23 protein-coding genes are annotated in these 16,968 nt (G+C 54.3%); 17 read left to right on the top strand and 6 right to left on the bottom strand.

Annotated elements, in window-relative coordinates:
* Positions 1-4: 4 nt before the first annotated feature.
* The gene (locus KNP71_RS09590) at positions 5-325 is read right to left on the bottom strand and encodes a hypothetical protein (protein ID WP_214798549.1); all 321 of its coding nucleotides are present in this window, start codon (positions 323-325) and stop codon (positions 5-7) included.
* Between the two features lie 42 nt (positions 326-367).
* Between KNP71_RS09590 and KNP71_RS09595 the strand changes: the two genes are divergently transcribed.
* Positions 368-1,336 carry an aminoglycoside phosphotransferase family protein gene (locus KNP71_RS09595; RefSeq protein ID WP_214798552.1) on the top strand — a complete coding sequence of 323 codons (969 nt, stop codon included), beginning with the start codon at positions 368-370 and terminating at the stop codon, positions 1,334-1,336.
* A 1-nt stretch (position 1,337) separates the two neighbouring features.
* Here the strand turns inward: KNP71_RS09595 and KNP71_RS09600 are convergent, their stop codons facing one another.
* Together KNP71_RS09600 and KNP71_RS09605 are read right to left on the bottom strand one after the other, a co-directional pair.
* Positions 1,338-2,084: a hypothetical protein gene (locus KNP71_RS09600; RefSeq protein WP_131472143.1), complete on the bottom strand. Its 747-nt coding sequence runs from the start codon at positions 2,082-2,084 to the stop codon at positions 1,338-1,340.
* Positions 2,085-2,176: 92 nt separating this feature from the next.
* Positions 2,177-2,869 carry a hypothetical protein gene (locus KNP71_RS09605; RefSeq protein ID WP_131472145.1) on the bottom strand — a complete coding sequence of 231 codons (693 nt, stop codon included), beginning with the start codon at positions 2,867-2,869 and terminating at the stop codon, positions 2,177-2,179.
* A gap of 98 nt (positions 2,870-2,967) precedes the next feature.
* Here KNP71_RS09605 and KNP71_RS09610 point away from each other — a divergent pair, with 98 nt between their 5' ends.
* From KNP71_RS09610 to KNP71_RS09665, 12 genes are all read left to right on the top strand, one after another.
* Positions 2,968-3,888, top strand: a complete 921-nt coding sequence (locus KNP71_RS09610; RefSeq protein WP_131472147.1) for an AAA family ATPase — start codon at positions 2,968-2,970, stop codon at positions 3,886-3,888.
* A gap of 3 nt (positions 3,889-3,891) precedes the next feature.
* Positions 3,892-4,944 carry a DUF58 domain-containing protein gene (locus KNP71_RS09615; protein ID WP_131472149.1) on the top strand — a complete coding sequence of 351 codons (1,053 nt, stop codon included), beginning with the start codon at positions 3,892-3,894 and terminating at the stop codon, positions 4,942-4,944.
* A 64-nt stretch (positions 4,945-5,008) separates the two neighbouring features.
* Positions 5,009-5,548, top strand: coding sequence for a ribonuclease FAU-1 family protein (locus KNP71_RS09620; RefSeq protein ID WP_131472151.1), 540 nt, complete (start codon positions 5,009-5,011; stop codon positions 5,546-5,548).
* Between the two features lie 49 nt (positions 5,549-5,597).
* Positions 5,598-6,725, top strand: coding sequence for a tetratricopeptide repeat protein (locus tag KNP71_RS09625; RefSeq protein ID WP_214830568.1), 1,128 nt, complete (start codon positions 5,598-5,600; stop codon positions 6,723-6,725).
* A gap of 10 nt (positions 6,726-6,735) precedes the next feature.
* On the top strand, positions 6,736-7,170 hold the full coding sequence (locus tag KNP71_RS09630) for a GNAT family N-acetyltransferase (RefSeq protein ID WP_131472155.1): 435 nt from the start codon (positions 6,736-6,738) through the stop codon (positions 7,168-7,170).
* Positions 7,171-7,301: 131 nt separating this feature from the next.
* Positions 7,302-7,736, top strand: a complete 435-nt coding sequence (locus KNP71_RS09635) for a MarR family winged helix-turn-helix transcriptional regulator (RefSeq protein ID WP_131472157.1) — start codon at positions 7,302-7,304, stop codon at positions 7,734-7,736.
* A 35-nt stretch (positions 7,737-7,771) separates the two neighbouring features.
* A complete protein-coding gene (locus tag KNP71_RS09640; protein ID WP_214755965.1) occupies positions 7,772-8,764 on the top strand; it encodes a ring-cleaving dioxygenase in 993 nt (330 codons plus the stop codon).
* Positions 8,761-9,390, top strand: coding sequence for an NADPH-dependent FMN reductase (locus tag KNP71_RS09645; RefSeq protein WP_214830570.1), 630 nt, complete (start codon positions 8,761-8,763; stop codon positions 9,388-9,390). The genes KNP71_RS09640 and KNP71_RS09645 overlap by 4 nt, the downstream gene beginning before the upstream one ends.
* Before the next feature lie 88 nt (positions 9,391-9,478).
* Positions 9,479-9,949 (top strand): hypothetical protein, encoded by a 471-nt coding sequence (locus KNP71_RS09650; RefSeq protein WP_214830572.1) that lies wholly within the window; start codon positions 9,479-9,481, stop codon positions 9,947-9,949.
* Positions 9,950-10,015: 66 nt separating this feature from the next.
* Complete coding sequence (locus tag KNP71_RS09655; protein WP_214830574.1) at positions 10,016-11,083, top strand: saccharopine dehydrogenase family protein; 1,068 nt, start codon at positions 10,016-10,018, stop codon at positions 11,081-11,083.
* Complete coding sequence (locus KNP71_RS09660) at positions 11,080-11,580, top strand: NUDIX hydrolase (RefSeq protein WP_214830575.1); 501 nt, start codon at positions 11,080-11,082, stop codon at positions 11,578-11,580. Before KNP71_RS09655 ends, KNP71_RS09660 begins: the two co-directional genes overlap by 4 nt.
* Positions 11,581-11,647: 67 nt before the next feature.
* Positions 11,648-12,442 (top strand): GNAT family N-acetyltransferase, encoded by a 795-nt coding sequence (locus tag KNP71_RS09665; protein ID WP_021065887.1) that lies wholly within the window; start codon positions 11,648-11,650, stop codon positions 12,440-12,442.
* A gap of 31 nt (positions 12,443-12,473) precedes the next feature.
* Here KNP71_RS09665 and KNP71_RS09670 read toward each other — a convergent pair whose 3' ends face one another.
* Both KNP71_RS09670 and KNP71_RS09675 read right to left on the bottom strand, forming a co-directional pair.
* On the bottom strand, positions 12,474-13,259 hold the full coding sequence (locus KNP71_RS09670) for an SDR family oxidoreductase (RefSeq protein ID WP_021065888.1): 786 nt from the start codon (positions 13,257-13,259) through the stop codon (positions 12,474-12,476).
* Positions 13,260-13,343: 84 nt separating this feature from the next.
* Positions 13,344-13,658: a hypothetical protein gene (locus KNP71_RS09675; protein WP_214830577.1), complete on the bottom strand. Its 315-nt coding sequence runs from the start codon at positions 13,656-13,658 to the stop codon at positions 13,344-13,346.
* Positions 13,659-13,805: 147 nt separating this feature from the next.
* Here KNP71_RS09675 and KNP71_RS09680 point away from each other — a divergent pair, with 147 nt between their 5' ends.
* The 4 genes from KNP71_RS09680 (at position 13,806) to KNP71_RS09695 (ending at position 16,460) form a co-directional block, all read left to right on the top strand.
* Positions 13,806-14,111, top strand: coding sequence for a hypothetical protein (locus tag KNP71_RS09680; RefSeq protein ID WP_021065890.1), 306 nt, complete (start codon positions 13,806-13,808; stop codon positions 14,109-14,111).
* A gap of 66 nt (positions 14,112-14,177) precedes the next feature.
* Entirely contained in the window at positions 14,178-15,191 is a 1,014-nt protein-coding gene (locus tag KNP71_RS09685; protein ID WP_353049146.1) for a S66 family peptidase, read from the top strand.
* Positions 15,188-15,781: an NUDIX hydrolase gene (locus KNP71_RS09690; protein WP_214830579.1), complete on the top strand. Its 594-nt coding sequence runs from the start codon at positions 15,188-15,190 to the stop codon at positions 15,779-15,781. Before KNP71_RS09685 ends, KNP71_RS09690 begins: the two co-directional genes overlap by 4 nt.
* A 91-nt stretch (positions 15,782-15,872) precedes the next feature.
* On the top strand, positions 15,873-16,460 hold the full coding sequence (locus tag KNP71_RS09695) for a GNAT family N-acetyltransferase (RefSeq protein WP_214830580.1): 588 nt from the start codon (positions 15,873-15,875) through the stop codon (positions 16,458-16,460).
* Here the strand turns inward: KNP71_RS09695 and KNP71_RS09700 are convergent.
* On the bottom strand, positions 16,441-16,905 hold the full coding sequence (locus tag KNP71_RS09700) for a GNAT family N-acetyltransferase (protein ID WP_021065894.1): 465 nt from the start codon (positions 16,903-16,905) through the stop codon (positions 16,441-16,443). The two genes, KNP71_RS09695 and KNP71_RS09700, sit on opposite strands and share 20 nt — an antisense overlap.
* Positions 16,906-16,968: the final 63 nt, after the last annotated feature.

Consider the following 16,968-nt stretch of genomic DNA (forward strand, 5'->3'; position numbering starts at 1 on the left):
ACCGTCATTTGACGCGGTCGAGCTTTCGCGGTCGGAACGTGACATAGGCGATGCCGACGAATAGGCCGTACAGCAAAAGGGAAAAGACGAGATTAATCAACCACGGGAGTGTCCCCATGAACACGGCGACGGACGCGTTTTGAAACCAGACGAGCGAGAGCGACAGCCCGACAAAGCTGAGAACGAGCGTTGTCCAAAAGCCGACAGCTCGGCGCTTGAACAGACGCCAAACGAGCAGCCCGATGATGAGACTGACGACGGCCGTCGCCCCTAAGTACATATACAAGATGGCATCGACCGGGTATGAGTAATATACAACGTCCATATCGTTTCCTCCTAGGAGATGATGAAAGAAAGGGTGAACAGGATGAGACAGGCAATCCCATGGCGTGACCGATCGTTTCGTGAACGGTTCGAACGATGGATTGAGGCAAACGTGCCGAATGCGAGGTGGCACGTGATCAAAGATACCGATTTGACGTACTTGCTTGTTGGCGCGCTCGATGAGGAACGTTACTACGCCAAAGCGGTGACCGATATCAGCCGCGGCGAGGCCGGATTGTCGGCGTTTCTGGCCGAGCGGCATCCTGATTTCGTGCCTGACGTCATCGCCATCGATTCAGCCCGGAACTGGTTGCTCATGCGAGACATCGGCGGAGAGGCGCTACGTGAACGACCGGACGTGAGTCGATACGAAGCGGCGTTGCGTCAATACGCACAGCTGCAGCGACAGGAGGTCGACCAGATCGAGACCTGCTTGTCTTACGGCATCCCGGACCGTCGACCGGCCAAGTTGAAGGGCGAAATTCGCACGTATTTACCTGAGCTCTGCGCCGGGCTCGAGCAATACAAAGCCGAGGCTATGCTCGCGCTTCAAGATGAATTGATCGCGATGTGCGATGAGCTGGCGATTGGGATGCCGATGAGTCTCGAGCACGGTGATTTACACGGCGGCAACATCTTCTGGCGGGAACGGACGAATGATTTGTGTATCCTCGACTGGGGCGACGCGACCGTCACGCATCCGTTTTTCAGCGTGCGCGTGTTTTGGAACGCGCTGTACGACTTATTGCCGGAAGAAGACGAGGTCGCCTGGTATGAACAGATTCAAACGATGCGTACGGTTTACTTGGAAGCGTGGAGCGGCGTCGCACCCAAGGACGTACTTTGGCGTCATCTATTGATCGCCGAAGAGCTCGGTTGCGTCTATCGTGCCTTGTCGTGGCATGTGTATGTGACGAGGTACCGGTACGATGTAGCTGAGTCGAGCGATAAGCCGGCGCAATGGCTCAATTTGCTACTCGAGTACCGGGACTTGAAACGACGTGTCCCATAAGTCATTCATGTTTCTCGAGTAGGTTTTCATAATCCGTCTCGCTCCAAAACAGCGGAGCAATCGACTCCGGCCCTTTGAAGATCTCACCGTCCCGGTCATAGACGATGGCGTAGCCACCCTCGACTTCAAAGACGATCAAATCGGCCTTCACTTCCTTGACCCCGTTTCCCGCGATGATAACGTTCTCGAGCGGATCGCGCGCCAGTTGTACGCCCCATTCGTTGAGCTCGACGATGAGCGCGGATGTGTAGGCGTGGCGATTATAGAGCGTCTGGAATTCATCTTCGGTCAGGATGACGTCCGTCGGTGGGGCACTCGTCCCATATTTCCGTTTTTCAATCTCTTCGACGAATTGAAGGAACGATGCTTCTTGCCAAAACAGCGGGGCGACCGACTCGGGACCGTTAGCGATGTCCCCGTTCTCGCTCTCATAGACGGTGGCGTACGTGCCGTCATCGAGTTTGAACGGATGAATATCGGCGTATGTATGCTGGATGCCGTCGCCGGCGATGACGACGTGCTCAAACGTCTCGCGGAACGGGGTGAGTCCATCGTTCTCGAGTGCCTTCAAGAGCGGCGGGACTTTTTCATATTGGTCGAAGACGTCTTTAAAATCTTCTCGCGTCCAAGCGGTGATGTCTTCGGACGACGGCTCATTTGTATCGGCTGGGACGATGGGTTGCTCAACGGAATCGGTGCACCCGGTCAGTAAAAACACACTGAATCCGAGTAGGCCTAGGCGTTTCATCAATCAAACCTCCTAAGAAAGTTACATTTTTTTCCTATTATCAATGAGCGTAGCATGTTTGCCAGTCATTGAGAACCCGGGTACTTTCTCGCTCAGGGTTGCCGCTTCAAGTAACGGTCGAGTGCCTCGTAAAATCGTTGTTGCTGCTCGAACGGGATGTCGCGATCGGATGCGGGACCATAACGAATCAGATGATAGAGCGAGGCATCGATATCCGTCAGCTCGATGCGTTCGAACCAGTCGACGACCGTCTCATTCGTTCGAAGCTTTAACTCAGGGGCGAGTGACGCGTTGAACGTGATCAGCCAATCCCTCAGTTCGATATTCGTGAGCATCGGGAACGTCCGTGCCTCAATCGATGTGTCCGCGTTGAGAGACAGTGGCGCAAAGGCATTCTGTCTACTAGAAAACGTGAATCCTTTCCCCCGCCGACGACGCAGCCATCTACGCACGCCATAGACGGTCAACACGATGGCGGCAAGGAAAGCGAACAATGTGCCGAGTCCGCCTGGGGCATCACCATTCCCGCTACCAAATTTGAATTTGAGCATGTCTTCCTTCACTTGCCGTTCCCCACCGTTTCCCTTCTCATCGGTAGAACCCAAATCAATACCACCTTTTGGTGGTGGGGCCTCTTCTGGCTTGCCCATTTCGATCACACTGATTGGAGCAGGTGTATGGATCGTTTGAAGCCAACTGAACGTCTCCTTGCTGACAAAGACGAACGTCACAACGAGACAAGCTGTCACAACAAGGAACCCTATAAATCGAGATGACCACTTCATCCTTTCCCTCCTTATCGGAATGTTCAGACTATTTATTGTCTATATTACCATAAACAGGTAAAATTCGAATAAGACATCTACCAACGGAGGGGAACGAAATGGAAATCGAAGCGGTCATCAAACAGTTGAATGAAGTGTATTTGGGGAAAGGTGAAGTCGTCCGGCTCTGCTGCACGGCGCTTCTCGCCGAAGGGCACATCTTGCTCGAGGACGTACCTGGAACGGGGAAGACGTTGCTCGCCAAAGCGATCGCCGGCAGTTTGGACGGGTCATTCTCGCGCATCCAATTTACGGCCGATTTGCTCCCGTCCGACGTCATCGGGACCGACTACTTCAATATGAAGACGCAAGGCTTTGACCATCGGCAAGGTCCGATTTTCGCGAACGTCGTCCTGATTGATGAAATCAACCGGGCCGTCCCGCGCACCCAGTCGGCGCTGCTCGAAGCGATGGAGGAACGACAAGTCTCAATTGGTGGGAAGACGTATCCGATGCCGAAACCGTTCTTTGTCATCGCCACGCAGAACCCGATTGAATCGGCCGGGACGTTCCCGCTCCCAGACGCGCAACTTGACCGGTTCCTCATCTCGATTCCGGTCGGCTATCCGGACGCCGCCGAAGAGCGGGAACTGTTGTTGCAAGTGTTGACCGAGACCCGCAAACACATCGAAGCCGTGACGTCACTCGCCTCGCTGCAAGAAGCACAAGCCGAGACGAGACAAGTCGCGATTCAAGACGATGTCCTCGATTATATGCTCGGTCTCGTCCATGCGACCCGGGCGCACGCGTCTGTCGAGGTCGGGGTCAGCCCGCGCGGCGCGATCGCGTTGCTCCGCGCGTGTCAAAGCTATGCCTATTTGGCCGGCCGGCTATATGTCATCCCGGAAGACGTCAAAGCCGTGGCGCCGTACGTGCTCGCCCATCGCATCAGCTTGACGCTCGAAGGCGGCATCAAGTCGACGAAAGCGAACGTCGTCGCGCACATTCTGGACACGGTGCCCGTGCCGGTCGAGGGCTGACGGATGATCCTGTCCACGCACGCCTGGTTGCAGCGCTGGCTCCTCCCTGTATATCTCGTGAGCGGAGCCATACTCGTGTTCTTCCCGTACGTCTATGGGTTGGGCTATCTATGTTTCATTATAGCGAGTGCGATTTGGATGCTCGAGCGGACGCGGCAACAACTTGAGCGGCACATCGATCTCCGGTTCACACAATACGAAGAATTGCTGTTTGTCGGAGATGAGAGTCGGCTCGTGTTGGTGGTTGATGGGGTGGACGAGTTGAATCGGCTCGGACTACCACTACGGGTTCGCTTGAAGGCGAGCTCAGGAATCAGCTTTCCGGCGCATGAGCGCCTTCCGAACGTGCTCGACTATGAGGTCGATGTCGGTCGAGCCTGGCACGAATTGGTCGTGCGCGCCGAGTATCGCGGTCCAGCCATGTTCGAGGAATGCGTCATCGCCGTCACGCTCCCGTTTCGCCTTGGGACGTATTTGTATGAACGACCGATCGATACAGAGTGGACCGTGCTTCCATCGCTCCTGTTGCATCCACCGGTCGGGACGAAGCGGCTAGCGCTCGGGGACCGGCCGCACTTGGCGTCACCGCTTCGAAATCCGTTGCAACTGATCGGGTCGAAACCGTATGAAGGGGAACCGGTGAAGGAGATCGATTGGTATGCGACCGCAAAACTCGGACGACTGCAGTCGAAAGTGTTTCAACAGACGACGCTCGATACGTTCACGTTCGCCTTGGATTTGACCGGTCCGTCCGGTTATACGCTCCATCACGACTTCGAATCGCTCATCAGCCAAACCGCCTTCGTCACATCGCGCCTGTTAAAAGAGGACTGCAAAATCGAGTTGTTTTTAAATCGATTCAATGAGGATGGGACGATGCTCCATGTCCCGCTTCAGGAAGGCGAGCGCGGCATACGCTTCATCTTGCTACAGTTAGCGACGATTCACCCAGGCAATCGCTTCATCTCGACAGACGCCTTTACGCGGATGGTCGAGCGAAAACGATTGAAGCAAAGCCACCTCGTCTCGTTCAATCAACACAATCTGTACGATTGAACAGGGAAATGTCGGATTTTGGCGAACTCTTTACGTATGAATTGGGTCAAAAGGAGAGAGACATATGCCAAAACGGAAATTTGCCAATCGTCGAGACTGGGAACGGATTTTGCAACATCGCTACGCGCAAATGGAGGTACATGATGACCGTTTCTCCGGGACCGTCGCCTTGTTTCAAATCGATGCGGTCCGCGCACCTCAATATAAGATGCACAAGGGAGAAGAGTTCATCGTCGCCGACGCTGGCTACGCCTGGCTCCAATATTTCCCGGACGACGAGCCGTTCGGTGTGACCGTCATGTTTAATGATGAAGGACACATCGTTCAATGGTACATCGATATCGTCGAAGCGATCGGATACGAGGACGGAATCCCGTATATGGACGACTTGTTGCTCGACATCCTCATCTTCCCGAACGGGGACGTCGTCCGCAAAGACGAGGACGAGTTCGAGGAAGCGACGGTGGCCGGAGAACTGACGCCGGAGCTCGTCGAGCAGGGCTGGCGTGACTTCCATGCGACGCTCGACCGGATTGAACGTCGGGACTTCGTCTATTTCGACTTGGCGAACGAGCATTACACCGAGTTAAAGCAAAAACTTTGAACGACCTGTTCCCTTTGGTACAGTGAAAGAAAAAACAGGGGGACGAATCATGAAAATCATCAATACCGAGACGTGGTCGCGCAAGAAGCACTACGAATTCTTCAAGGCGTTTGACGCTCCACATTTCAATGTGACGGCGAGCGTTGATGTGACGAAGTTACATACGCACGCCAAACGGACCGGCCAGTCGTTCTTTAAACTGTTCTTGTACGGTGCTGTCAAGACGGCGAACGCCATCCCGGAGCTTCGCTACCGCATTCGCGGCGACGAGGTCATCGAGCACAACGTCGTACATCCATCGTTCACCGTCATGATGGACGATGACGTCTTCAACTTTTGCACGGCGACCTATAAAGACGCGTTCCCGGACTTTATGGAAGAAGTGACGGCCCGGATGAGCGGGGCGAAACGGGAAGTCGTTGTCGGCGACGATGAGCCGGACAGTCTGCTTTACATCACGAGCGTGCCTTGGGTCACGTTCACGAGCATCAGCCACCCGACACACGACCAACAGCATGATACGGTGCCGCGCATCGCCTGGGGCAAATTCACGGAGACCGGTGACCGGATGACGATGCCGCTCTCGGTCCAAGCCCACCATGCCCTCGTCGATGGCGTCCATGTTGGGCGCTATTACGAATTGTTGCAAGCGTGGCTTGATGACTTGAGTGACTTGGAAGTTCAAACCCCAGAAGAGAAGGGGCTCGACGAAGCGATTCGTCTCCGTGAGAACGGAGAGCTCGAACGGGCGAAGCAGCTGTTCCTGATGTTGCTCCGGCAAGACGAGAAAAATCCGCGCCTCCATGCCCATTGTGCTTCGTGTTATGACTCGCTCGGCGAAGAGCGTCAAGCCGTCCCACATTATGAACGGGCGATTCGGCTCGGGCTTGCCGGCGAAGAGCTCCGTGAGACGTATATCGGACTCGGTAGCACGTACCGGGCGCTCGGCCGCTACGAGGACGCTGAGGCGTTGTTCGCCAAGGCGATTGAACAGTTCCCAGACATCGGGGCGCTCAAAGTATTTCAAGCGATGACCCATTATAATCTCGGGCGCCACACTGAAGCGACCGGTACGTTGCTCGAACTGCTCGCAAGCCCGGAGCCGGATGACAGCATTAAACGGTATCGTCGCGCCATCGTGTTTTATGCGCGTAACTTGGACGAGACATACGATTAAGGAGAACCGGATGATCACACTTCAACCGATTACAGAACAAAACTGGTATACGTGCTGTCAGCTCACTCTGAGTGACGAGCAACAAGCGTATATGGAACCGAATGCGATTTCGCTGCTGCAAGCGATGTATGAACCGACGCTGCGGGCGTATGCGATTTACGAGGACGAGACGATGGTCGGGTTTCTCATGTACAATACGGTACTCGAAGAGTTGGACGCGCGCTGGGTGTATCGCATTATGGTCGACCATGCGCACCAACGAAAAGGGATTGGACGCAAAGCGACCGAACTCATGCTGGAAGAAGTAGAACAGCTCGGCACCGAACCGATCGTCGTCGGTTACCATCCTGACAATACGGGCGCGCATCGATTATACGAAAGCTTGGGCTTTGTCGATGAAGGCAATCGCTTCGGCCGGGAGATGGCGGTCATTCGCCGTGCGTGACAAGACGAGGCAACTCGTCTTTTTTTTGAGACAAATTGATTGACCAGTCTATTTTCTCGTGTTATATTTATCTCGAATTAAAGATAATTAAATTTAAAGTATTGTTTTCTCTCAGTAGAGGAGGGGAACACATGGAAGAACGACAAACGTTAAAAGCGATTACGGTGTTACTTCGGGCCTCACAGTCGATTCAAGACGTGGTCAAGCAAGAGGTTGCCGAGTACGGGCTGAACCCGACCGAGTTCTCGGTGCTCGAACTGCTGTATCATAAAGGCGATCAACCGATTCAAACGATCGGCAAAAAGGTATTATTGACGAGCGGGAGCATGACGTACATCGTCGATCGGCTCGAAGCGAAAGGCTACTTGATTCGCAAAGCCTGTCCGAGCGATCGGCGCGTCACGTATGTGGCGCTTACTGAAGAAGGGCGCACACTCATGTCGCGCATCTTTCCGGCCCATGAACAACGAATGGACGAGCTGTTCGACGGCCTCGATTTAGCAAATACAATTACTCAATTGAAGACAGTCGGCAAACGCGCCGAAGCGTCAAAAAATTTTAACTGATTATCTCGAAATCAAGATTTTAAGGAGCGATTCGAATGAACCATGTAAAAGGAATTCACCACGTGACGGCGATTACGAGCAGCGCCGAGAAGAATTATGACTTCTTTACGAACGTCCTCGGAATGCGCCTCGTCAAAAAGACGGTCAACCAAGACGACATTCAGACGTACCACTTATTTTTCGCCGATGACAAAGGCAGCGCTGGAACAGATATGACGTTCTTCGATTTCCCTGGCATCCCAAAAGGCGTGCATGGGACGAATGAAATCGCCAAGACGTCGTTCCGCGTCCCGACCGACGAGGCACTCACGTATTGGGAACGTCGCTTCGACCGCCTCGGCGTGAAGCATGAAGGCATCACCGAGCAGTTCGGCAAGAAGACGCTCGCGTTCGTCGACTTCGACGAGCAGGCGTACCAGTTCATCTCAGATGAGTTCAACGTCGGTGTCGCGTCAGGCGAGCCGTGGCAAAACGGCCCGGTGCCGCTCGAGTACGCCATCACGGGTCTCGGTCCAATCTTTATCCGCATCGCGGATTTTACGTATTTCAAACAAGTGATGGAGCAAGTCATGTTGTTCGAAGAAATCGGACAAGAAGGCGATGCGCATCTCTTTGAAGGAGGTGAGGGTGGAAACGGGGCGCAAGTCGTCGTCATTCATGACGAGACGTCACCAGTCGCGCGCCAAGGGTTCGGAACCGTGCATCACGTCGCTTTCCGTGTCGATGACCGCAGTGTCCTCGATGAATGGACGGCACGATTGCAACAGTTCGGGTTACCGACATCAGGCTATGTCGACCGCTTCTTCTTCGAATCGTCTTACGCACGGGTCGCGCCGCAAATCCTGTTCGAATGGGCAACGGACGGACCAGGGTTCATGGGCGATGAACCGTATGAGACGGTCGGTGAGAAATTGTCACTCCCGCCGTTCTTAGAACCGAAGCGGGAACAGATTGAAGCGATGGTTCGACCGATTGATACGGTCAGAAGTACAAAAACGTTTGAGAAAGAATATGAGGGCATGAAATGAGCTTTTTAAATCGTTTGTTCGGTAAACAAGAAGAACCAACCAACTCACAAGGAGGAACTAACATGTTGAAAATTGGAATCGTACTCGGATCTACTCGTGAAGGACGCGTCAGCCCGCAAGTCGGAGAATGGGTGAGAGAAATCGCGAACAAACGCGGTGACGCTAACTATGAAATCATCGATATCGCAGACTACAGCCTCCCGCTTCTCGGCGAGCCAGGCGGCGACGCAACAGGTGCCGCGGCATGGTCTGAGAAAATCGCGGAGATGGACGGCTTCGTCTTCATCGTCCAAGAATACAACCACTCGATCACAGGTGCTCTCAAAAACGCTCTCGACTACTTACGCAACGAATGGCATAACAAAGCAGCAGGCATCGTCTCATACGGTTCGGTCGGCGGTGCGCGTGCGACAGAACACTTACGCGGCGTGTTGAGCGAGCTCTTGATCGCCCACGTCCGTGTCCACCCAGCGCTCTCGCTCTTCACAGACTTCGAGAACGGGACACATTTCGCACCGAAAGACGTTCAAGTCCAATCGGTCAACGACATGCTCGATCAGCTCGTCCCATGGACAGAAGCGATGCAGACGGTCCGTACGAAAGCGGCAGAAGCTGCGAATAACTGATGACTCGACCAGCCTTTTCACGAGGCTGGTTTTTTTGTGCGCTTTTTAGTCGGGTCGTGTAGAGTGAGAGGAGAAGAGGAGGATGGACATGTGGACTAGAAAAATCATCGCGGCGTCACTTACGACCCCGGTTTATTCGTTCTTGTTGGCATGTTGGGTCGTCATCCCGCAATATCCGGATAGCGGAGGGGTAGCGGACACGGTGAACGGGCTTCTCATGTTGACGGCCACCTATTTGTCAGTCAGTTTCCCGGTCATCGTCACGTACGGGGTGTTGACATCAGTGTTTAGCGACTGGGTGGCACGCCGAATGTCGATGCGGTTCGAGCCGCTCGTCTCGTTTGGCTTACATATCGGGTTCGGACTTGTTTTGCTCTGGCTTGGTGCAGGAGCGGCAGTTTTATATTGGATGATTGACCGCTACTTGTCGCATAAAGACTGTCGATTCGAAACGAGACAGGCTTGGTCGAGTCTCATCATCCCAGTCGGTGTCGTAGTGGCGGCTTTTGGCATCGTCTATTTGGGCGGTGTGATGCAAGACGTGATGCATCGTTTATAAGGGTGAAAGTTGGCAGGATAGGGAACAAAGAAAAGACATATTTGCAGAGTTGAAGGAGGAATCGTGATGAAATGGATGATTTATGGGGCGAACGGCTATACAGGCGAACTGATTGCCCGTCAAGCGGTGAAACAAGGGATGACACCGGTGCTCGCGGGTCGGCGTGCGGACGCAATCGCCAAGCTCGGGGAGGAGCTCGGGTGCGAGACGCGCGTCTTCAACTTGTCGCTTGATAAAGCGACACGCCAATTGGAAGACATCGACCTCGTGTTACACTGTGCCGGACCGTTCACCGATACGAGTCGGCCGATGGTCGAGGCGTGTCTCGCCACGAAGACACATTACTTGGATATTACCGGGGAAATCGAGGTGTTCGAATACATCCACTCGAAGAAACGGGCTAAGCTCGCGCAAGAAGCGGGCGTGTTGCTCTGTTCGGGTGTCGGCTTCGACGTCATTCCGACCGACTGTGTGGCCCGGAAGCTGAAAGAGCTGATGCCGGACGCGACGAATCTCGCACTCGGTTTCTCGGCCGCCGCCGGTATCTCACGCGGGACACTAAAAACAGCGATCCGTGGGCTAGGGTCGAGCAGTGCCGAACGAAAAGATGGCGAATTGACACCGTTTCCGCTGGGCGAGAAACGTCGTCACATCGATTTCGGACGCGGCAAGAAAACGGCCATCGCCATTCCATGGGGAGACGTCTCGACCGCCTATTATACGACGGGCATTCCGAACATCACGACGTGGGTCCCGGTCCCTACGGCTTACGCTTACGGGGCGCGTCTTTTGTCTTGGTTCGGTCCGATTCTCGGCAGCGACGCGGTGCAAGGGAAACTGCTCCGTTATGTTGATGAACATGTGAGCGGACCGGACGAGTCAGAACGGGAACGCTCCTCGACGTATGTCTGGGGCGAAGCGACGAACGCCTCAGGACGTAAAGTGATCGTCCGCATCAAGACGGCGAGCACATATGCCTTTACCGTGTACGGGGCGCTTGAGGTCGTGTCACGACTTGTCAGTTCAGGCCGCGTCATCCCTGGCAGCTTCACACCGGCGATGCTGTTCGGATCACACTTCATCGAAGAGATTGAAGGGTCATCCTCGTTTGTCGTTGACGAGGTCCGGCTTTGAGTGAGCAATGGGATTTAGTCGACGGAGAGCGGCGTCCGCTCGGCAAAACGCACGTGCGCGGCGAACAGTTAGCAGTGGACACGTATCATACCGTCATCGAGGTGTTCACGTTTGATGTGAACGGAAACGTGTTGCTCTCGCAACGCCATCCAGGCAAGACGCACCCACTTCTTTGGGAAGGGACGGGTGGTTCCGTTCTTGCCAGTGAAACGAGCCGTGACGGTGCCATTCGTGAACTTGGTGAAGAGATTGGTCTCTGGATCGAACCTGACCAGTTGGAGTGGGTGGCGACGTTACGCCGCGAGACATATTTTCTAGACCTGTATCGCTATCGAAGCGAGACGCCCCTCGACCTCGAGAAATTGATGTTGCAGGAAGACGAAGTCGTAGCGGTTCGTCTCGTCGATTGGTCAGAATTGATGGCCCTGGATGATCTCGTCCCATCTGTCCGGGAACGGTTACTTCGATTTGAGTCAGACTTGCGTCTCGCCTTGTAACGGAATCACAATCTGTTCGCAATCGAAGTGTGGTAAACTCAGGGGAGATTAGTGGGGAGGGAACGAGATGAGACGCTTAGAACTAGCCAGGCGGATCGAACGCATCAAAGCGGAAGGGACGTCTGCCTATATTCGGCATCGGAAACAGTCCCCTCCCTATGAAGGTTCGGAATTGATTGTCGAAAACAAAGGCCACGTCTTTCGGATGGGCAATACGAGTTTTGCGGTCGGCTTCGGTTTGAATCGACCGACCAGTTTTTACGATTTGCACCAGATGGAGAAATGGGTACGCGGCAAGAACGTGTCCCGCCTACATATCGAGGTTTGTCCGCTCGCGGACATGTCACTCATTCGGTTGCTCCAAGAGCGAAACTATACGCTCGACCACTTCCTGGACGTGTGGTTGCTCGACGTGAATACGTTCGTATTCCCGGATATGGAGCATGCGGTCGAACGCGTGCACGCCGATAACGTGAACGAGTGGGCTCGAGCCATCGCGGCCGGCTTTGCCGAGACTGGGACGGTCATGCAAGAGACGATCGATACCGCGAAAGGCTTCTACGCGTTACCCGAAAACCAGGCGTTTCTCGTCCGCGAAGGCGAGACGGCCGTCGCCGGCGGGATTCTTGCCGTCCAGGACGGAATGGGCGAACTGTTTTTGACGAGCACGATTCCCGCTTATCGGGGCAGAGGCTATCAGACACAGCTCATCTTGGAACGGATTGCGGCCGCAAAAGCAGCCGGTTGCCAGTACGTGACCGTGACGACGAAAGTCGATACGGCCTCGGGACGGAACATGGAGCGCTTAGGATTCATTCCGTTTTACCAGAAAGCCGTCATGAAAAGCCCAATTCTCAAATAAACAGGTCGCCCCGCGGGGCGACCTGTTGTTGTTAAAGTAATGATTCGGCACCGTCGACGTACACCTCGGAGCCGGTGACGTGACTCGACATGTTGCTCGCGAAGAACAAGACGACGTCCGCGACTTGTTTGGCCGTGCCGGATTTTCCGGCCAACGGTTGATTTCCTTCCGGATACTCGATCGGGATGACGATTTCTTCGAGCAAGGCGTCATCCCGATTCGTCGAGTCATCGATGTTCGTGTCGATGGCCCCCGGGCAAATCGAGTTGACGCGAATGCCGAATTGGGCGAGCTCGGCTGCTGCCATTTTGGCGAATCCGGTCTGGCCGGCTTTCGTCGTCGCATAGCCGCTGAACCCAAAGTTTTTGAAGTAACGGTTTCCGTTGATGGACGACGTGATGATGACACTGCCACCTCGTTCTTTTAAATGAGGGATGGCATGTTTCACCGTCAAGAACGTGCCCGTCAAGTTCGTCTCGACGACACCGTTCCAATCTTCGAGCGACAAGTGCTCGATTGGTGTGATTGTGCCGTTTCGTCCTGCGTTCGCGAAGACGATGTCGACGCGGCCGAAACGTTCAACCGTCTGCTCGTACGCTCGTTTCATCTCGTCTTCGTTCCCCACATCGGCACTGATGCCGATGGCACGCTCTTCTCCAATCAGAGTCGCAAGTTGTTCCGCGTCTTCTAAGTTCAAATCGACGATGGCGACTTTCGCCCCGGCTTGGACGAACCGGATGACGGTGGCACGTCCGATTCCAGATGCCGCGCCAGTGATGAAGGCGACCTTCCCCGATAACAATGTATTTGAAATCATTCAATTCGCTCCTTTCAGCTTCCTGTTCTCATATTCCACCGTTCTATGAAACCTAAGCCCGTTTTCTGAAAAAAGGTGAAACGCTCAATCGGGTTGAACGTGAATCGATACCGCGATTTTCAACTTGGCGTCGCGATCGAGCTCGACCGTGACGACTTGTCCGACCTGAAGTTGTTGCACATCGTTCGCTTCTCCTGTCACTTTCGTTCGTTCGTTGATTAATATTGTCTGCAACGTTAACTCGTCGTCTGACAAGTCATGTGGTCCAATCATCAGCTGTGGGATGTCAATCTGTTCGATTCGACCTTCGATTTGATGGTCGTCCCATGTGCTGATCCAATAAACAGCAACTAAAAAAAGACCGATAAATGCCAGAGCAAAGATGAGTCGGGTTCTCATGGTGTTCCTCCTCTGTGCGATTCCGGTACGATGGTTTCCAATAGTTATTTACCCGGTTTGCAGGAATTCTATAGTGTCTTTTTGACAGGATTTTCAATTGTTGACGCGGAATAAAACAAGACAATTTGAAGAGTGGAGGCGCTGAGGATGGTTCTAATCGGAATGATTGGATTAATCGTTTTAGGATTGGTGGCATTCGGCTGGTGGACAATCGGATTTCCACGGCGACGGATGTGGGGCGGCGTGTTGTTGCTAGGCGTGGCTTTGCTCTTTTCACCACTGTTGCTCGTCGTGAGCGGGGAACGATTCGGTTTTGATGGCGTGATTGCAGGGTTGGTCGGATTGTCATGTGTCATCGGAGGCGGTTTCTTCTTTCTCACACTTGGTTGGACCGGACGGCCGCAGAAAATCCGAAAAGTACGGACCCTTTCGGAAGACCCTGATTTGTTTTGAACCAGGTTGTCATCCGACTCTTGAAACTCGTACAGTGAAGGCATCGCACTTGATGGAGGGATGACTGTGTTAACGAAGAAGCACCCCCCGGCGTTACGACCGGGAGACACGATTGGAATCATCACGCCGTCGTTCCCGGCACCGGCACGGTTCCCGGAACGATACACGCGCGGAATCGAACAAATGAAACGGATGGGATTCATCGTTCGTGAAGGCTCATGCACGCATCGTTCGGAAGGGTATCGCTCGGCCTCGATTCAAGAGCGGGCCGAAGAGTTCAACGCGCTATTGCGTGACCCGGACGTCAAAGCGATCATCAGCACGATTGGCGGGACGAATTCGAACTCGCTCTTGCCGTATATCGACTATGAGGCGTTGCGACGTCAGCCGAAAATCATTATGGGCTATAGCGATGTCACGGCGCTCCTCCTCGCTTGTTATACGCAGACGGGAGTGACGACGTTTTACGGTCCGGCCATCGTGCCGTCGTTCGGGGAATACGAGACGATGTTCGCGGATGGGGAACGTTACGTGCGAGAGGTGCTCGGTTTAGAACGGACGGCACCGTATACGCTCGACGTGCCCCGAGAGTGGACCGAGGAGATGATTGATTGGTCGACCCAGGACCGGGAGAAGACGTTCCGTCCGAATGACGGCTGGCTTACCCTTCGAGACGGACAGGCCCAGGGGCGGTTGATTGGCGGGAACATGAACACGATGACCGGCTTTTTAAAGTCGGATTATTTCCCTGATGTGACCGGTGCGATTCTCTTTTTAGAAGACTCGTTCAAGACGATGGCGGACGAGGAGCGTTCCCTCAGCATGCTCAAGCTCGCCGGGGTATTCGACGTCATCAGCGGTCTCGTCATCGGCAAGCATGAACATTTCGATGTGGCCAACGCACCGTTTTCATTCGAGGACTTGCTGCTCGAAGTGCTCGGGGACGTCGACTTCCCGATTTTGACGAACGTCGACATCGGGCATACGTTCCCGTCGCATGTGTTTCCGATTGGCATCGAGGTCGAACTCGACGCGACGGCGGGAACGATCACCTTTTTAGAGAACGGGGTGATGCCATGATCGAGTTCATTACAATCGTCGACCACCGTCGGAAGAAAATCGGCTTGAAATCACGGGCAGACGTTCATCGGGACGGGGATTGGCATGAGACGTTCCACTGCTGGATGATGGATCACGACCGCCTCCTGTTACAGCTTCGCAGCGATACGAAGGCGGACTTCCCCGCGTTGTTCGATATCACGGCCGCCGGGCACTTGACCGCCGGGGAGACCGTTCGTGACGGGGTGCGCGAGATTCAAGAAGAGTTAGGACTCGAATTGACACTCGACCAACTGATCCCGCTCGGCGTCTTCGAAGACGTCATCGAGACGGATACGTTTTTAGACCGCGAGTTCGCCCACACGTACGTCTATTCGTATGATGGCGAAGCGTTCACGTTGGACGAAACGGAAGTGGCCGATGTCGTCTCGGTCGAGATCAAGGCGCTGCACGCACTGATTGACGGGACGAAATCCGAGGTGGAGACGACCTCGGTCATCTCGGGAGATACCCGGGTCGTGACGAAACGCGATCTCGTACCACACCCGACCAACTACTGGGAGCAAGTGCTGGCGGGTGTAAAAACCGCTCAAGAGGAACGCCATGATTGAATTCCTATGGCAACTGCTTCACGTCGTGCTGGTGGTCGGGATGGGCGGCTTGCTCATTTGGTGTTTTCGTAAGTAAAGAGGGGGAAGAAAGATGAAAACAGGACAAGACACAATCCCGCTCGGCTTGGAGACGGCGCGTCTGTATTTACGGGCACCGCTCGCCGAGACGGATGCGCGCGTCGTCAACGAGGCGATTCGGGGCTCGCATGAAGAGTTGAAGCGATGGCTCCCGTTCGCGCAAGACGTACCGACGTTGTCTGAGACGGAAGCGAATTTACAACGGGCGCAAGAATTGTACGGAACAGGCGAAAGTTTCCGGTATCTCATCTTTTTACGGGAGACGGGAACGTTCGTTGGGACGGTCAGCCTGTTCGGGATTGATTGGGACGTCCCGAAAGCGGAAATCGGGTATTGGCTCGATTCGACGCATACCGGTCGTGGCTATATGACGGAAGCGGTCGAGGCGGTCGTCCGTTTCGGTTGCGCCCAGTTCGATTTCAAACGGATCGAGATTCGCTGCGAGTCGACGAACGAAGGCAGTCGCTTGATTCCGGAACGGCTCGGCTTTCAGCTAGAAGGCATGCTCCGGAACGAAGACTTGTCCGCTGATGGGATGCGACTGACGGACACGGCCGTGTATGGCCTGTTGCCAGGCGAACTTAGACGGCTAGCGACATGATGCGCTGCGGGCCGATGGGGCCGTCGATTCGGCGCTTCGTGTCGATGAAGCCGACCGTCTGATAAAGGGAAAAGGCGGCTTCGTTTTTCAGATTGACCGATAGCACGACCTCGTGTTTATGAGGGAAGTGGGCTCGTACATAGTTCGGCAACTGGTGGAGTGCCGCTTTGGCATGGCCGTTCCCTTGCGCCGAATGGTTGATCGAGAACATCGAGAGCAACAACGCGTCGTCTGCCTCTGTATACGAGGCGACCCGTTCCGTATCATGGAGCAAAAAGAAGCCGACGGGCTCTTCGGCCACGATGACGATAGGATGAATCCCGTCTAAGAGGGGGGAATCGAGGTCAATCGGAAGCGTCGTATATTTTTCTTGATCGAGCGGTAACGTGAATGTGTTCAAGACGGGCCAATGGGCCTCGCGAAGTGGTTCAAGTCTCGTCGTCATGATGAATCCTCCTCCATATCAGCTGTCTCCACCAGTATACCGAAATATAAGTGAAGGGAACGA

Source organism: Exiguobacterium sp. s56, from assembly GCF_018618255.1.
Lineage (GTDB): Bacteria > Bacillota > Bacilli > Exiguobacteriales > Exiguobacteriaceae > Exiguobacterium > Exiguobacterium chiriqhucha.

Excerpts from the sequence above, each read along its gene's own strand:
- KNP71_RS09590 (WP_214798549.1), bottom strand. The coding sequence starts at position 325 with ATGGACGTTGTATATTACTCATACCCGGTCGATGCCATCTTGTATATG.
- KNP71_RS09595 (WP_214798552.1), top strand. The coding sequence starts at position 368 with ATGAGACAGGCAATCCCATGGCGTGACCGATCGTTTCGTGAACGGTTC.
- KNP71_RS09600 (WP_131472143.1), bottom strand. The coding sequence starts at position 2,084 with ATGAAACGCCTAGGCCTACTCGGATTCAGTGTGTTTTTACTGACCGGG.
- KNP71_RS09605 (WP_131472145.1), bottom strand. The coding sequence starts at position 2,869 with ATGAAGTGGTCATCTCGATTTATAGGGTTCCTTGTTGTGACAGCTTGT.
- KNP71_RS09610 (WP_131472147.1), top strand. The coding sequence starts at position 2,968 with ATGGAAATCGAAGCGGTCATCAAACAGTTGAATGAAGTGTATTTGGGG.
- KNP71_RS09615 (WP_131472149.1), top strand. The coding sequence starts at position 3,892 with ATGATCCTGTCCACGCACGCCTGGTTGCAGCGCTGGCTCCTCCCTGTA.
- KNP71_RS09620 (WP_131472151.1), top strand. The coding sequence starts at position 5,009 with ATGCCAAAACGGAAATTTGCCAATCGTCGAGACTGGGAACGGATTTTG.
- KNP71_RS09625 (WP_214830568.1), top strand. The coding sequence starts at position 5,598 with ATGAAAATCATCAATACCGAGACGTGGTCGCGCAAGAAGCACTACGAA.
- KNP71_RS09630 (WP_131472155.1), top strand. The coding sequence starts at position 6,736 with ATGATCACACTTCAACCGATTACAGAACAAAACTGGTATACGTGCTGT.
- KNP71_RS09635 (WP_131472157.1), top strand. The coding sequence starts at position 7,302 with ATGGAAGAACGACAAACGTTAAAAGCGATTACGGTGTTACTTCGGGCC.
- KNP71_RS09640 (WP_214755965.1), top strand. The coding sequence starts at position 7,772 with ATGAACCATGTAAAAGGAATTCACCACGTGACGGCGATTACGAGCAGC.
- KNP71_RS09645 (WP_214830570.1), top strand. The coding sequence starts at position 8,761 with ATGAGCTTTTTAAATCGTTTGTTCGGTAAACAAGAAGAACCAACCAAC.
- KNP71_RS09650 (WP_214830572.1), top strand. The coding sequence starts at position 9,479 with ATGTGGACTAGAAAAATCATCGCGGCGTCACTTACGACCCCGGTTTAT.
- KNP71_RS09655 (WP_214830574.1), top strand. The coding sequence starts at position 10,016 with ATGAAATGGATGATTTATGGGGCGAACGGCTATACAGGCGAACTGATT.
- KNP71_RS09665 (WP_021065887.1), top strand. The coding sequence starts at position 11,648 with ATGAGACGCTTAGAACTAGCCAGGCGGATCGAACGCATCAAAGCGGAA.
- KNP71_RS09670 (WP_021065888.1), bottom strand. The coding sequence starts at position 13,259 with ATGATTTCAAATACATTGTTATCGGGGAAGGTCGCCTTCATCACTGGC.
- KNP71_RS09675 (WP_214830577.1), bottom strand. The coding sequence starts at position 13,658 with ATGAGAACCCGACTCATCTTTGCTCTGGCATTTATCGGTCTTTTTTTA.
- KNP71_RS09680 (WP_021065890.1), top strand. The coding sequence starts at position 13,806 with ATGGTTCTAATCGGAATGATTGGATTAATCGTTTTAGGATTGGTGGCA.
- KNP71_RS09690 (WP_214830579.1), top strand. The coding sequence starts at position 15,188 with ATGATCGAGTTCATTACAATCGTCGACCACCGTCGGAAGAAAATCGGC.
- KNP71_RS09695 (WP_214830580.1), top strand. The coding sequence starts at position 15,873 with ATGAAAACAGGACAAGACACAATCCCGCTCGGCTTGGAGACGGCGCGT.
- KNP71_RS09700 (WP_021065894.1), bottom strand. The coding sequence starts at position 16,905 with ATGACGACGAGACTTGAACCACTTCGCGAGGCCCATTGGCCCGTCTTG.